The organism is Flavobacterium sp. (assembly GCF_965657075.1).
Taxonomy (GTDB): Bacteria; Bacteroidota; Bacteroidia; order Flavobacteriales; family Flavobacteriaceae; genus Flavobacterium.
Map to the genome: position 1 here is coordinate 50380 of NZ_CBFHMV010000013.1, position 15510 is coordinate 65889.

The window sequence follows — 15510 nt, forward strand, 5'->3', positions numbered from 1 at the left end:
ATATAGTAGTAAAAATTAGTTCAACAAAGCCTTTGCATGATTGATGGCTGATTCTGAAATATTTTTACCTGATAACATTTCTGCAATTTCAATAATACGCTCTTCTTCTGATAGAAGCACAATTTCTGAGATAGTATCATTATCGGAAGAGGTCTTAAACACTTTAAAATGATTGTTGCCTTTGGAAGCAATTTGAGGCAAATGCGTTATAGCAAAAACTTGCATCTTTTTACTCATAAGTTTCATGATTTCTGCCATTTTTAAGGCTATTTCTCCTGAAACACCAGTATCTATCTCATCAAAAAGTATAGTAGGCAATTTAGAATATTGTGTTAAAACCGATTTAATAGCCAACATAATGCGTGACATCTCTCCACCTGAAGCTACTTTTTTAATGGGCTCTAAATTGGATCCTTTGTTTGCAGAAAACAATAAACTTACCATATCTTTTCCAGAGGTAAAATAATTTTCGGTAGCGTCAATTTGAAATAAAAACTGAACATTTGGCATTCCTAATTGAATTATAATTTCAGTAATTTCATTTATAAATACTTCCGATGCTTTGACTCTAGAAATATGGATTTCATTGGCTTTTGCATCCAAAATATTTTTTGATTCATTAATCAATACTTCCATATTATTAATTAATGTGTCAATATCATCAAACTTGATGACTTTTTGCTCCAAATCATTCTGTATCTGAATCAAATCTTCTACTGAATTTACTTGATGCTTTTTTTGCAAATCATAAATAGTTTGCAATTTATTATTTAACTTTTCTAATTTTTCTGGATCATCAATCAGATTTTCGGCTAATTTTTCATTTTCAGAGATTATATCTTCAATTTCTAAAATACTAATATTTATTCTTTCATTAAGGTTTTTAAAATCTTGAGAAATAGCTGCTAACTTTTGAAGACTGCTTTTAATTTCATTCAAATTAGCAAACAAACCCAATTCCTCTTGATTAGAAACGGTAATAATTTTACTCAAATTTTCTTTCAAAAATTCAATATTACTAAGCTTTTCAACTTCTTCCTCCCATTCCAACTGAATACCAGGTTGTAGTTTTGCGTTTTCTAATTCGTTGTATAAATACAAGTTATATTCTTGCTCTTTGGCTAAAGTTTCTTTTTCTAAAAGTATCTTTTTGTAATCAGATTGTAATTTTTTATAATTTTTTAATTCAGACTTATAAGCTAAAATTAAGGTTGAATTTTGTGCTACTTTATCCAAAATTTCAATTTGATATTCCTCATTAATCAAATCTCTGGTTTGGTATTGCGAATGTATGTCCAGTAAATAATTACCTAATTGTTGCAATTCACTCAAGTTCACTGGACTATCATTTACAAAAGCTCTTGATTTTCCAGAAGGAAGTATTTCACGTCTGATGATGGTTTTGGATTCGTAATCGAAATCTAAAGTTTCAAAAAGTGACTGAAGCGCATAATTTTCAATAGAAAAAACAGCTTCGATGATGCATTTTTGTTCCTTATCTTTTAGTGAAGACAAATCGGCTCTGTTACCCAAAACCAACCCTAAAGCGCCTAAAAGTATTGATTTTCCGGCACCAGTTTCACCAGTAATAATAGAAAAATCCGAAGAAAAATTAATTTCTAAAGATTCAATAAGTGCAAAATTTTTAATGTGTAGCGATTGTAGCATTTGAGTTTTTAAAGTCCCTCAAAATTAGTCAAAAGAACTGATAAAAAAAAGGCTAACGAATATTCTCCCATTTGGCAGAATTTAGCGGTGAAATTTTGCTAAGAATAGCAATTAATTCTGAGTTTGAAGTTGCAGGTCCACCACTAAATATACTTACAATTTCATCTGATTTGGCATCAAAAAAAGTTCTAGTTAATAATGCATTTGGACGTATATTATTCAATTGTGAAAGTGTTTTTATAGCAAGTGTTACTTTTTCTTTTGCCGCTTTTAAGTCATCAGACATTAAATCCAATCCACCTAAATGATATTGGTACATAGCTTTTCTATAAGGTTCAAAAGTGTTGGAAATCATATCTGAAACCAAAAAATAACGATTATTATTTTTCACACCTGTTTGATTCCAACCAGCATATCCACCAGATTGAGCAAAATTTACAATATTAGAGGCTATTTGGAGTTGTTTTGTTCCTCCTAATTCTTGAAAAGTATCATTATCAACTCCAATAATTAGATTGGCATAAAAAGACAAAATTGAGACTAAATTGGATGTATAACTGTTTGGGTCATAAATAAAGTTTTCATATTCGATATATCTAAATCCAATTTCATTATCATTTAAGTTTAAAACTGGTGTAGCATAATTAGAATTAAAAATCGTCCTAGAAGATAGTATTTGCAAGGTTCCAGCAAAATCATTAGAATCAAAACTTGAAATATTTAAAAAGAAAGAACAGTCTATCTTTTCGTTTTGCTTGTACTCTTTATCGGTCCATTTGGTATTATTCAAAAAATCACTTACCTGATTTTGTAAGGTAATGAATATTTGCTTATTCACATTGGTAACTCGATCAGAATTAATAGTGACTGTACAATTCAACTCTTGAGCAATACTTGTGTTAAGTGATAAAAAAACAATAAACAGAAAGGCAATTTTCTTGATCATATTTTATTTATTTTTAAAATGCGATATTATTTTTTCAACAATATCAACAGCGACATCTTCTTTAGATTTCAATTCTTTTGGTTCAATTTGAAAATTATTATCAATAAAAGTTACTTTATTGGTAGGTTGACCAAAACCAGCTCCTTTGTCATTTAATGAATTTAGAACAATCAAATTTAGGTTTTTTTTCTGAATTTTCAATTTAGCATTTTCAATTTCATTTTCAGTTTCTAAAGCAAATCCTATTAAGAATTGATTTTTCTTTTGTGTTCCTAAAGACTGTAAAATATCTTTTGTTTTTTCCAATTCTATAGAGAACGCAGCATCACTCTTTTTTATTTTCTGTTGTGCTACATTTTTTGGTTTATAATCTGCAACAGCAGCAGCAGCAATAGCTACATCAACTAAAGCATATTTTTCATGACAAGCTTGATACATTTCTTCAGCAGAAGTAACTTTTATCAATTCAATACTGCGATTGTTAACTTTTTGATGCGATGGACCAGAAACTAAATACACTTTTGCACCTAAATTTGCAGCTTCATTGGCTATATCATAACCCATTTTTCCAGTAGAGTGATTTCCTATAAACCTAACAGGATCAATGGCTTCATAAGTTGGACCAGCTGTAATTAGAATTTTTTTTCCGTAAAGTGGTAAAGCCTCTAAAATATGTTTTTCAAGAAAAGAAACTATATTTTCGGGTTCAGCCATTCTTCCTTCTCCAGATAAACCACTAGCCAATTCTCCACTTTCCGCAGGAATCATAATGTTTTTATAACTTTCTAATTTTTTAAAATTGTCTAAAGTTGTTGGGTGTTTGTACATATCTAAATCCATTGCAGGAGCAAAATAAACAGGACATTTTGCAGATAGATAAGTAGCTAAAAGAAGGTTGTCACAAACTCCGTTAGCCATTTTTGACAATGTATTTGCAGTAGCAGGAGCGATTAGAATATAATCAGCCCAAAGAGCTAATTCAACGTGATTATTCCATTGTTCATTTTCGTCGTCTTTATTATAAAACTCAGAAAAAACAGGATTTTTGGATAAAGTGGATAATGTTAATGGAGTTACAAAATCCTTAGAAGCAGGTGTCATGACTACTTGTACATGTGCACCTGCTTTGATGAGAGATCTAACTAAAGAAGCTGTTTTATAAGCGGCAATTCCACCAGAAACACCTAGTAAAACTTTTTTACCGTTTAGTACAGACATTTTAATTATTATTTATTTGAATCTCTGTGATAAATCTTACCTTCTAGCCATTCTTGAACAGCTAAAGCATGTGCTTTAGGTAATTTTTCATAGAATTTTGAAACTTCGATTTGCTCTTTATTTTCAAAAATTTCTTCTAAACTATCATTGTGTGTAGCAAATTCTTCTAACTTTTCAATTAATTCTTTTTTAATATCAGCATTAATTTGATTAGCTCTTTTTGCTATAATTGTGATAGCTTCATACACATTTCCGGTTGGCTCTTCAATTACATTTTTGTTGTAAGTGATTGTATTAACAGGAGCGGTTGTTTTCTTTAAATCCATTTTATTTTGAAAATTGCGTTAATTCTTTATCTATATTTTTTAACATTTTTTCAGCTTGTTCTTTGTATTTAGATTCGCTGTTAAATTTTATTAAAGCATCATAAGCGACTTTAGCACTCAGTAGTCTTTCTTCTTTTTTTGATTCAATACTATTTATTGCATATTTATAAACTGTATCTAATTTATAAAACAAAGCATCTTCTTTGTAAGGTGTTCCCGGATAATCAGAAAGAAAATTATCTAATGCTTTTAATGGGGCTTTAAAATCACCAGCCCATTCGGCAATGGTATTAAACTGTTTTGCGTTTTCAAAAGCCTTCTTTTCTAAACGCTCTCTTAAATCTTTAACGTATTGATTGGCTTTTGGCAAGTAATCTGATTTGGGATAGCTGTCAATAAATTGTTGTAATTTATCAATGGCTTTGTTAGTTCCATTTTGATCTAAAGAGTACACTGGGGCCAAATAATACAAACTTTCACCTGCTAAAAATCGGGCTTCTTCTCTTTTATCGCTTAAAGGATAACCAGCAGCAAAACTCTCAAATTGATAAGCTGCTGTTACATAATAGGCAGAAACTTTTTTACCTAAATTATAATTTGACATGGCATAAAAATAAAACATACGCTCACCTTGAGGTCTTCCTTTATAAGCTGGAGCAATTTGTTCAAAAAGGGTAATTGCTTTAGCAAATTTTCCTTTTTCGTATAATGCCATTGCTTCTTTTAGCTTTTCAGAAGAATCATCACTTTTAAGTGCTTTTTGGTATGGACTACAAGAAACTATTGTAATTAGTACTAAAAATATGTAAACTATTTTATTCATCAAATATATTTTAACTTATTAAATTCTAAATTCATAGACCTTAAAAAGTAGTCGGCAAATTTAGACATTATTTATCTAGTTTGAAAATCTTTTTTAAGATAAGTTTTTTGTGAACTTTTCTAATCGATTGGCTAAATCCTCATTTACATTTACTAATGGTAAGCGTACTGTGTTTTCAGCTAAACCTCTTGATTTAAAGACTTCTTTGATTCCTGCAGGATTACCTTGCTCGAATATCATATCAATTGCATCTGCTAATTGGTAGTGCAATTGGTAGGCTTCGTTGATTTTTCTTTGCAAACCAAAACGAACCATTTCAGAAAATTCTTTAGGAAATCCTTCACCAATTACAGAAATAACTCCTGCTCCACCAGCTAAAACCATGGGTAAAGTAACCATATCATCACCTGAAATCACTAAAAAATCACTTGGCTTGTGCTGAATTAACTTCATAGCTTGAACAATATCACCTGCTGCTTCTTTAATTGCAATTACGTTTTTACACTCATTTGCCAAACGAACTACCGTTGAAGGCAGCATGTTACTTGCAGTTCTTCCTGGAACATTGTACAAAATAATAGGCAATGGTGATGCTTGCGAAATAGCTTTAAAATGCTGATAAATCCCTTCCTGAGTAGGCTTATTGTAATATGGAGAAACTGATAATATTGCCGAAAAACCAGTAAAATCTCTAGTTTGAAGTTCTTCAATTACTTTAGCTGTATTGTTTCCTCCAACACCTAAAACCAATGGCAATCGTCCAGCATTGGCTGTTTTAATTGTTTCTATAACTAATTCTTTTTCAGCTGAAGACAAAGTAGCCGATTCGGCAGTTGTTCCTAAAACTACTAAATATTCAACTCCTCCTTCAATGTTAAAATTGACTATTTTAGTTAAAGCTTCTGTATCTACAGAAAAATCTTTTTTAAATGGAGTTACTAATGCAACACCAGTTCCTACAAACATTTGCATATTATATTTTCTTTAAAATTTTTAAATAATTAAAAAGTACTTCTATAAATTCAACATACTTTTCAACTTGTGTTTTTATAAAAAAATGATTTAGTTGGTTGTTTATATTTTCAAAACCAACTTTAAACTTAGCTTTTGATTTTAATGTAACCAACTCTAGATCTGAATTACTAAAATAGTAGTAACTCACAAGCATATCAAAAGGAAAATTAACAAAATTATCTACTTCAGTCTTTCTAATTTCACCACTTAAACTAACATTTGAAAAAGTGTAGAAAGCATGATTTACTTTCTCATTTTTTTTTGGTTTTTTTCTGTAAACTAACAAGTTAATTTTAAACTGACCTGCACTATATTTTTTAAATTCTTGAATCAATTTTTCAGTTTCAAAAAAAACAGTTTCATCAACTAAAACCCCAATTGTTTTTATGGAATCTTGATTAACATCAGTCAAACCCTGGCTTAACCTTTTTTTAATGTATTTTTTTAGAAAAAAACGCTTAATAGTTCTATAAAACATAGTATTTTTACAAAGTACAAATTTAATTATTCCACTCGCATTATGAGCGTAAAAGTAAAAAAGAAAAACGCAAATTCTATTTATTTTGTTATATTATTAACATTTATAAGTTTAGTCTCATGTCAATCAAAAAAGTACTACAATTATAAAATCGAAGGTAAGAAGATTAATGTAAATCAAACTTACACTTCTGACGAAAAAATTGACCAATACATTGCTCCTTATCGAAATCATATTACCAAAGATTTAGATAGTGTTTTAGCCATTTCTCCAATTAATTTGGAAAAATCTTCAGGAAAATGGGAAACTAATATTGGTTTATTAATGGCTAAAGTCACTTATGATTTAGGAAATCCTGTTTTTGAAAAGAGAGAACAAAAAACAATAGACATGGTTTTACTAAATCATGGTGGAATTCGCTCCATAATTCCAAAAGGCAATGTAACTTCAAGAACTGCTTATAATGTAATGCCTTTTGAAAACAGTTTAATTGTAGTTGCGCTAACTGGTTTAGAGGTAAAACAACTTGCCAACTACATTCTTACTGAAAAAAAACCACATCCTATGTATGGAATTCAGATATTTTATACAAAATCAACTAACGAAGTTACTAAAGTTGAAATCAAAGGAAAAACTATTGAAGATACTAAAATATACAATGTTGCCACTTCTGATTATCTTTCTAACGGTGGTGACAATATGACTTTTTTTAGAGATAGTAACCTCAAATATGATTTAGATTATAAGTTGAGAAATTTACTGATCGATTATTTTAAAAAAGTGGATACTTTAGAAATCTTAGATACAAAAATTGTAATTGAAGAATAAAATGAAAAGAAGAAGTTTTATAAAAAATACAGCAGCAACATCAAGTTTATTATCTCTTGGTGGTATAAGTTTGAGCAGTTTTACTTCGGTAGATAATATAAAAAAATTAACGGTTCTTCATACCAATGATGTTCACAGTCATATTGATCCTTTTCCTGAAGATGATCCAAGAAATCCAAATCAAGGTGGCGCTTCAAGAAGAGCCGTTTTAATTGAAAAAATAAGAAGTGAAGAAGCCAATGTGTTGCTTTTAGATGCAGGAGATATTTTTCAAGGAACTCCTTATTTCAATTATTATGGTGGTGAATTGGAGTTCAAATTAATGAGTATGATGCAATACGATTTAGCCACTTTGGGCAATCACGATTTTGATAACGGAATTGATGGTTTTTATGCTCAATTACCTCATGCTAAATTTGACTTTGTTTCTGCAAATTATGATTTTAAAAATACTATTTTAGATGGTATAGTAAAGCCTTATAAAATAATAAACAAAGTAGGTTTGAAAATTGGTGTTTTTGGCTTAGGTGTTGAATTAGAAGGTTTAGTTGATAAAAAACTATACAAAGAAACGGTTTATAACAATCCTGTAGAAGTTTCTCAAAGTATTGCAAAACAGTTGAAAGAAGATGAAAAATGTGATTTGGTTATTTGTTTATCGCATTTAGGATTCAAATACAAAAATGACCCTGAAAAAATTTGTGATATAAATTTAGCCAAACAAACCAAAAATATAGATTTAATAATTGGTGGGCATAGTCACACTTTTTTAGATAAACCTGTAATTGAGAAAAATTTGGACGGAAAAGATGTTGTTATCAACCAAGTAGGTTGCTACGGAATCAATCTGGGAAGAATAGATTTTTACTTTTCTGACGATAATAAATACGCTAATTTGGATAAAAATATCATAGTTCAATAAAAATTAAAAAGTCCTGTAAACTAAATAATTACAGGACTTTTTTTTATTCGACAATCAAAGTATTAAAATCATATTCTGTGATGATTGGAATTTTTAACTGATTGGCTTTTTCTAATTTTGATGGTCCCATATTGTCACCTGCAACCACATAATGCGTTTTTGATGAGATAGAACTTCCTACTTTTCCGCCATGTTCTTCAATAACTTTTTTAAGTTCATCTCTTGAATAAGTTTCAAAAACACCCGAAACTACAAAAATTTTACCTTTCAATTTATCAGAAACGCTTGTATCATTTGAAGCATTTAATTCTAATTGAACACCATAATTTTTTAATCGTTCAATAATGATTTTATTTTCTTGATTTTCAAAAAACAAAACAACACTTTGAGCAATTTTATCGCCAATTTCATCGACTAAAATTAAATCCATAAGACTAGCTGTTGCAATAGCATCAATATTTTTATAATGTTTGGCTAATTTTTTAGCTACAGTTTCACCAACATAACGGATTCCTAAAGCATATAAAACCCTTTCAAAAGTAATATTTTTCGATTCTAAAACACCTTTTACTAAATTTTCAGCCGACTTTTCAGCCATTCGCTCTAAAGGAATAATTTGTTCTTTGGTCAGTTCATACAAATCAGCATAATTAGCAACTAATCCTGCGTTAAACAATAAAGCTACAGTTTCTCCACCCAAACCTTCAATATCCATAGCTTTACGCGAAATAAAATGCTGAATTCGTCCAATTATTTGAGGTGGACAACCATAAAAATTAGGACAATAATGATTGGCTTCTCCTTCAATTCGTTCCAAAAGTGTTGCACATTCTGGACAATGAGTAATATATAAAGTAGGTTCAGAATTAGATGGTCTATTTTCGAAATCAACTCCAATTATTTTCGGAATAATTTCGCCTCCTTTTTCTACAAAAACAGTATCGTTAACTCGAATATCTAACTTTTCTATTTGATCAGCATTGTGCAACGAAGCTCTTTTAACCACAGTTCCAGCCAATTGTACAGGTTCTAAATTGGCAACAGGAGTTATAGCGCCAGTTCTTCCAACTTGATAGGAAATGGAATTTAAAACCGTACTCACTTGTTCTGCTTTAAACTTATAAGCCATGGCCCATCTTGGAGCTTTAGCTGTATAATCCAACTCATTTTGATATTGTAATAGATTTACTTTTACTACAACACCATCCGTTTCATAAGGCAAATTATGTCTTTCTTTATCCCAAAATTCAATAAATTCAAAAACTTCTTCTAAATTTTTGGCTAATTTGGATTGATTAGGCACTTTAAAACCCCAATCTCTTGCTTTTTCTAAACCTTCAAATTGAGTCGTAATTGGTAAATTTTCACCAACTAAAGAATACAGTAAACACTCTAAAGGTCGTTTGGCAACTTCAGAGCTATCTTGTAATTTTAAACTTCCAGAAGCGGTATTTCTTGGATTGGAATAAGGCGTTTCGCCAATTTCAATTAAATCCTGATTCATTTTCTCAAAACCTGCTAAAGGCAAAACAATTTCTCCTCTAATATCAAACTTATTAGGAAAATCGTCTTGTAATTTTAAAGGAACTGAATGTATTGTTTTTATATTATTTGTTACGTCATCACCTTGAAAACCATCGCCACGAGTAACCGCTTTTTTCAAATTACCGTTTTCATAAGTTAAACTTATTGAAGCACCATCATATTTCAGTTCACAAGTATATTCCAAAGGAACATCTCCCACAATTTTTTTACAACGCTTTTCCCATTCCAACAAATCCTCTTTTGAATACGAATTATCCAACGAATACATTCGGTATTGATGCTTTATAGTCTCAAAATTTTTAGTTATTGTTCCTCCTACTCTTTGTGTTGGAGAATTGGAATCAAAATATTCAGGATGTTTACTTTCTAAATCTTGAAGCTGCTTTAACTTAACATCAAAATCATAATCAGAAATCGTTGGATTATCTAAGCTATAATAATTGTAATTATGCTGATTTAATTCGGTTCTAAGATGGTTAATAGTGTCTAAAACGTTCATAAATTTAGTTGTTAATTAAATGTTCTAATTTTGAAAACAATTCGCCTTTACTAATAATTCCACCTTGCTTTATGATAGAAAATAAAGATTGATTTCTGTCTTGTGAAATATCTTTTTTCCCTTTTTGGATTTCAACCTCATCAGAAAACAAATTTTCACTCAACCAATTAATGCCGTCTTTGGTCAAAAAATCAACTTTTTTGTTGTTTGTATTTATCACAAAAGAAAACACATTGTGCTCTTCACATTTAAAAAGAAAGATAAAATTAGCAGAAAAATGATCAATAAATCTTACATTACTCAATGCTTTATCCCATATCATATCTGAAAACACATCAATTTCTTGCATCGCAATTTCTGGCTTGTTAGATTTTATATCATCCCATTCTTTTTTATCAATGGATTGAGTTGCTAAAAAATTAATGAATTCTGGATGCATTTCTTCCAACTGTTCTTTAGTAAGTCTAGTATATTTCATTTTTCGAAATTATGTTGCGTAAAAATAAAAAAAAAGCTCCGCAAATTGCGGAGCTTTTTAATAAATTTTGAATAAAATTATGCTTTTTCAGCAACAATTTCATATGGTAAATCTACAATTACATTTCTGTGTAATCTTACTGTTGCAGCATATTTTCCTACACGCTTAACAATTCCACTTGTGATGAATTTTTTATCAATTGAATGACCTGCATTTGCTAAAGCTTCAGCAACATTAGCGTTAGTTACCGAACCAAATAATTTGTCACCACCTGCTTTTGCAGAGATTTTAATTTCTAAAGCTTTAATTGCTTCAGCTGTTGTGTTAGCTTCGTCAACTAATTTTTGCTCTTTGTGAGCTTTTTGCTTTAAGTTTTCAGCTAAAACTTTTTTTGCTGATGGAGTTGCTAAAGCAGCAAATCCTTGAGGAATTAAATAATTACGGCCATAACCGTTCTTTACAGATACGATATCATCTTTAAATCCTAAATTTTGAACATCTTGTTTTAAAATAAGTTCCATGTTGTTGTCCTTTATTAGTAGAAGTTAGCCCGCCAGTGGCGCAGCAACAACTATTTGTTGATTATTATTTTAACATATCTGCTACATAAGGCATAATTGCGATATGTCTAGCTCTTTTTACAGCTACAGATACTTTTCTTTGGTATTTTAATGAAGTACCAGTTAATCTTCTTGGTAAAATTTTACCTTGCTCGTTTACAAATTTTAATAAGAAATCTGCATCTTTATAATCGATGTATTTGATACCCGATTTTTTGAAACGACAATATTTCTTTTGTTTGTTTGTATCTATGTTTAAAGGAGTAAGATATCTGATATCTCCTTCTTTTTTACCTTTTGCTGAGTTCTCTAAAGTTGACATAATTAGTTTGATTTAGATTTTAATTTTTCTCTTCTTCTTTCAGCCCAAGAAATAGCGTGCTTGTCTAAAGTTACTGTTAAAAAACGCATAACTCTTTCGTCACGTCTAAATTCAGTTTCATAAGCTATTAAAACTTCTGGAGAAGCTTTAAATTCGAATAAGTGATAAAAACCACTTTTTTTGTGTTGAATTTCGTAAGCTAATTTTTTTAAGCCCCAATCTTCTTTTGATACCATCGTTGATCCTTTAGAAGTAAGAAAATCTTCAAACTTGCTAACTGTTTCCTTTATCTGTTGTTCAGATAAAACGGGATTCAAGATGAAAACAGTTTCATAATGATTCATAATTATATAAATTTTTGTTATAAATTGGGTGCAAAAGTAACTATTAAAAACAAATCTACCAAATATTATCAATTAAAAATAATACACGCTTATGTGTAAAAATCAGGTAGAAATACCTACCAAATTAAAACTTAAGTTCCTAAATTTGTAAAATAATTTATTTTGTAAGAATTTACTTTTATTTAATTAAATTATTTGTGTATTAAAATGATTTACAATACATTTACAGTTGTAAATGACACTTTACTAGATATGAAATTACGTTGTATTGTACTCGATGATAGTGCGCTTCAAAGAATAACAATAACCAAATTAGTTAATGAAAATACTCATTTACAGTTAGTTGATGATTTTTCTAGTTATAAAGATGCAAGAAATTGTATTCAAAATGACGAAATTGACTTGCTGTTTTTAGATATAGAAATGACTCAGATTAACGGCTTTGACTTTATAGATGCGCTTAAAGTTAAGCCTATGATTGTATTTGTTTCTGTTAAAACCGATTATGCTTTTAAAGCATTTGACTACGATGCTATTGATTTTTTAAGAAAACCACTATCCAAAGAAAGATTTAACAAAGCTGTTGACAAAGCATTGTATTATCATAAATTGTCTAATGAAAGTTCAGAAAATGATCAAAACTATATTTTCATTAAGTCAAATTTAAAAAGTATAAAAATTAATTTGTCTAAAATTAGATGGATTGAAGCTTTTGGTGATTATGTAAAAGTAATTACTGAAGTTGATAGCCATTTGGTTTTGTCAACAATGAAATCGTTTGAAGACAAATTGCCTGAAGATAAATTTTTTAGATTACATAAATCTTACATCGTAAATGTAGATAAAATTGAAAAGTATTCTTCAAAATTTGTAGAAATTGAAAATTATAAAATTCCTTTGAGCCGAAACAAAAAAGAAACTTTAATAGGTTTTATAAATACTAATAAGGTGTTGGATCAATAGTTATCTACATTTATGGTAACTTTTATAGCTCTATAAAACGATATTGCTTCAAAACTATTCATTATTTTATGGATCGTTTTTTTGGTTAAAGACAAATTCTTCTCTTTCGGAATTTTAATTAGTATAGTTCTTATATATTCATTTCTGATTCGACTTATGGCTGGTTCTTCTGGACCAAGAATTGGCATGGGTAAGTTTTGTGATAAAACATTATACAACCACATAGAGCCTTCTTTCAGCTTGTCGTAATCTCTATGTTTTAAAGTCAACTTAATCAATTTATAAAAAGGTGGATATTTAAAATTTTGCCTTTCATAAATTTGCTCTTTAAACATAGCACTATAATCATTACTCAAAACTTGTTGGATCGTATTGTGAAACACATTATAAGTTTGTATCATAACCAAACCTTTCTTTTCTGAACGACCAGAACGACCAGCCACTTGTGTCATCATTTGAAAAGCTCTTTCATAAGCTCTAAAATCAGGTTGATTTAATAAATTGTCTGCATTTAGAATTCCGACTAAGGTTACATTATCAAAATGCAATCCTTTGGCTAACATTTGTGTTCCTACTAATATATCTACTTCCCTATTTTTGAATGAATCTATAATTTTTTCGTACCCAAATTTTCCTCTGGTTGTATCTTGATCCATCCTTCCAATATTTTTATCTGGAAAAATGGTTTTTAGTTCTAACTCTATTTGTTCGGTTCCAAAACCTTTTGTAGTAAGTTCAACCGATTGACAAGCGTGACAATGGGTAGGATTTGCAATTGAATAACCACAATAATGACAACGCAACTGGTTTTTGTGTTTGTAATACGTCAGACTCACATCACAACTTGGACAATTGGGTACATGACCACAAGTAATACATTCCACATAAGGTGAAAATCCTCTTCTATTTTGAAATAAAATGACCTGTTCGCCTAATTCTAATGCATTTGAAATTCCTTCTATCAATTCATCAGAAAAATGACCGTTCATTCGTTTTCTGAAATATTTATCTTTTAAATCGATTAGTTTAATTTCAGGTAAAACTACGTTTCCGTAGCGTTCGGTTAATTCGACTAACTTATATTTATTGGTTTTTACGTTATAATAGGTTTCCAAACTTGGTGTCGCACTTCCTAATAAAATTTTAGCTTGATGTTGTTTGGCTAAAACTACTGCGCAATCTCTTGCATGATATCTTGGTGCTGGTGCTTCTTGCTTATACGTTTGTTCATGTTCTTCATCAACGACAATTAAACCTAAATTTGAAAAAGGTAAAAACAAAGCACTTCTAACACCAATTACGACTTTAGCTTTTTCTGAATTTTCCAAAACTTCGCTCCAAACTTCAATTCGTTCGTTGTTTGAATATTTAGAATGAAAAACCGCCACTTGATTCCCAAAATAAGCTACTAATCGTTTTACTAATTGTGTTGTAAGAGCAATTTCTGGCAATAAAAAAAGTACTTGTTTGTCTATATTAACTTGTTCTTCAATAAGTTTGATGTAAATTTCGGTTTTACCTGAAGCTGTTACACCATGTAATAAGGTTATATCATTTTCAATAAAACTAGCCTCAATTTGGTCAAAAGCTTTTTGTTGGGGTTCACTTAGCGTGAAATGACTGTCGTTTTCCTTTTCAAAAATTACTCGGTCTTGATTTATGAAATATTCCACAAAAACTTCTTTTTCAATTAGTGATTTTATAGTTGCAGAAGAACTACCTGAAAATTCGACTAATTGTTTAACAGCAATAGGTTTCTTTTCTTTGGCTAGCAGTTGAAAAAAAGACAAAACCAATTCGCGTTGCTTTTTAGCTCTTGATAAATTTTCAAGTAATAATACTAAATTAACTTGGTTAGTAAATTCATCATTTAATTTTACATAGCGAACTTGCTTAGGTTTGTATTGTTCTGAAATTTCTTCTTGCAATTGCAAAGCTCCTTTTTCAAGTAATCTATTTAAGACTGGAAAAATAGTTTTCTTACCTAAAATCTTCACTACATCATTTACAGTAATGGATGATTGCAATTTTAAAGCTTCAAAAATTAAATATTCATCATCTTTTAATTCGTTTTCGTCAACTTCAACATCTTTTTTTGCTGTAATTATGGTTTCACTTTCCAACATATAGCCAGAAGGCAAAGCACTTTTAAAAACTTCTCCCAATGAACACATATAGTAATTTGCAATCCAATTCCAATGGGTTAATTGCATTTCATTTACGATTGGTTTTTCATCAATAATTTGATGAATTTCTTTGGCTGTGTATAATTGAGGTGGATTGTTGTGTTTAGCAATAACCATAGAAGTATATATTTTACTTTTTCCAAAAGGAACTGCCACTCGCATTCCTATGGAAACATAATGAAATTCGGCTTCAGAAACCTGATAAGTAAAGGTTTTATTTACGGCTAAAGGTAAAACTACTTCAATGAAAAACTGCATTTAGCAAATGTAAAAAAAAGTGTTCAGTGTTCAGTAATTAGTTGGCAGATTTATCAAATGAGTTGTCCTAAAAAAGGTTGACTCGTTAATAATTCAAATATAGTTAAATCGTAACAGAATTAATTCTGTTAC

Annotated in this window: 16 protein-coding genes; 3 read left to right on the forward strand and 13 right to left on the reverse strand. The window is 29.8% G+C overall.

Annotated features, from left to right (window positions below; all coding sequences use genetic code 11):
• Window positions 1–15 precede the first annotated feature (15 nt).
• The 7 genes from recN to ACTF56_RS08820 form a co-directional block, all read right to left on the reverse strand.
• On the reverse strand, window positions 16–1668 hold the full coding sequence (gene recN, locus ACTF56_RS08790) for a DNA repair protein RecN (protein ID WP_438966526.1): 1653 nt from the start codon (window positions 1666–1668) through the stop codon (window positions 16–18).
• Between the two features lie 52 nt (window positions 1669–1720).
• Window positions 1721–2614 carry a DUF4835 family protein gene (locus tag ACTF56_RS08795; protein WP_438966527.1) on the reverse strand — a complete coding sequence of 298 codons (894 nt, stop codon included), beginning with the start codon at window positions 2612–2614 and terminating at the stop codon, window positions 1721–1723.
• A gap of 3 nt (window positions 2615–2617) precedes the next feature.
• Complete coding sequence (coaBC, locus tag ACTF56_RS08800; RefSeq protein WP_438966528.1) at window positions 2618–3832, reverse strand: bifunctional phosphopantothenoylcysteine decarboxylase/phosphopantothenate--cysteine ligase CoaBC; 1215 nt, start codon at window positions 3830–3832, stop codon at window positions 2618–2620.
• 8 nt (window positions 3833–3840) lie between these two features.
• Window positions 3841–4158 (reverse strand): DNA-directed RNA polymerase subunit omega, encoded by a 318-nt coding sequence (locus ACTF56_RS08805; protein ID WP_438966529.1) that lies wholly within the window; start codon window positions 4156–4158, stop codon window positions 3841–3843.
• Window position 4159: 1 nt separating this feature from the next.
• Window positions 4160–4981: an outer membrane protein assembly factor BamD gene (locus ACTF56_RS08810; RefSeq protein WP_438966530.1), complete on the reverse strand. Its 822-nt coding sequence runs from the start codon at window positions 4979–4981 to the stop codon at window positions 4160–4162.
• A 93-nt stretch (window positions 4982–5074) separates the two neighbouring features.
• Window positions 5075–5953 carry a 4-hydroxy-tetrahydrodipicolinate synthase gene (gene dapA, locus ACTF56_RS08815; protein ID WP_438966531.1) on the reverse strand — a complete coding sequence of 293 codons (879 nt, stop codon included), beginning with the start codon at window positions 5951–5953 and terminating at the stop codon, window positions 5075–5077.
• A 1-nt stretch (window position 5954) separates the two neighbouring features.
• Complete coding sequence (locus ACTF56_RS08820) at window positions 5955–6473, reverse strand: DUF6913 domain-containing protein (RefSeq protein ID WP_438966532.1); 519 nt, start codon at window positions 6471–6473, stop codon at window positions 5955–5957.
• A 42-nt stretch (window positions 6474–6515) separates the two neighbouring features.
• Between ACTF56_RS08820 and ACTF56_RS08825 the strand changes: the two genes are divergently transcribed.
• Both ACTF56_RS08825 and ACTF56_RS08830 read left to right on the forward strand, forming a co-directional pair.
• Window positions 6516–7301 carry a 5'-nucleotidase C-terminal domain-containing protein gene (locus ACTF56_RS08825; protein ID WP_438966533.1) on the forward strand — a complete coding sequence of 262 codons (786 nt, stop codon included), beginning with the start codon at window positions 6516–6518 and terminating at the stop codon, window positions 7299–7301.
• Between the two features lies 1 nt (window position 7302).
• Window positions 7303–8223, forward strand: a complete 921-nt coding sequence (locus ACTF56_RS08830) for a bifunctional metallophosphatase/5'-nucleotidase (RefSeq protein ID WP_438966534.1) — start codon at window positions 7303–7305, stop codon at window positions 8221–8223.
• A gap of 43 nt (window positions 8224–8266) precedes the next feature.
• Here the strand turns inward: ACTF56_RS08830 and ligA are convergent, their stop codons facing one another.
• The 5 genes from ligA to rpsF form a co-directional block, all read right to left on the reverse strand.
• Window positions 8267–10267 carry an NAD-dependent DNA ligase LigA gene (gene ligA / locus ACTF56_RS08835; protein ID WP_438966535.1) on the reverse strand — a complete coding sequence of 667 codons (2001 nt, stop codon included), beginning with the start codon at window positions 10265–10267 and terminating at the stop codon, window positions 8267–8269.
• A gap of 4 nt (window positions 10268–10271) precedes the next feature.
• Window positions 10272–10745 carry a DUF6495 family protein gene (locus tag ACTF56_RS08840; RefSeq protein ID WP_438966536.1) on the reverse strand — a complete coding sequence of 158 codons (474 nt, stop codon included), beginning with the start codon at window positions 10743–10745 and terminating at the stop codon, window positions 10272–10274.
• 77 nt (window positions 10746–10822) lie between these two features.
• Window positions 10823–11266 (reverse strand): 50S ribosomal protein L9, encoded by a 444-nt coding sequence (gene rplI / locus ACTF56_RS08845; protein WP_438966537.1) that lies wholly within the window; start codon window positions 11264–11266, stop codon window positions 10823–10825.
• Window positions 11267–11330: 64 nt separating this feature from the next.
• Complete coding sequence (gene rpsR, locus ACTF56_RS08850; protein WP_438966538.1) at window positions 11331–11627, reverse strand: 30S ribosomal protein S18; 297 nt, start codon at window positions 11625–11627, stop codon at window positions 11331–11333.
• Between the two features lie 2 nt (window positions 11628–11629).
• Window positions 11630–11971: a 30S ribosomal protein S6 gene (rpsF, locus tag ACTF56_RS08855; protein ID WP_438966539.1), complete on the reverse strand. Its 342-nt coding sequence runs from the start codon at window positions 11969–11971 to the stop codon at window positions 11630–11632.
• A gap of 207 nt (window positions 11972–12178) precedes the next feature.
• Between rpsF and ACTF56_RS08860 the strand changes: the two genes are divergently transcribed.
• On the forward strand, window positions 12179–12934 hold the full coding sequence (locus ACTF56_RS08860) for a LytR/AlgR family response regulator transcription factor (protein WP_438966540.1): 756 nt from the start codon (window positions 12179–12181) through the stop codon (window positions 12932–12934).
• Here ACTF56_RS08860 and priA read toward each other — a convergent pair.
• A complete protein-coding gene (priA, locus tag ACTF56_RS08865; RefSeq protein WP_438966541.1) occupies window positions 12928–15378 on the reverse strand; it encodes a replication restart helicase PriA in 2451 nt (816 codons plus the stop codon). The genes ACTF56_RS08860 and priA overlap by 7 nt on opposite strands.
• Window positions 15379–15510: the final 132 nt, after the last annotated feature.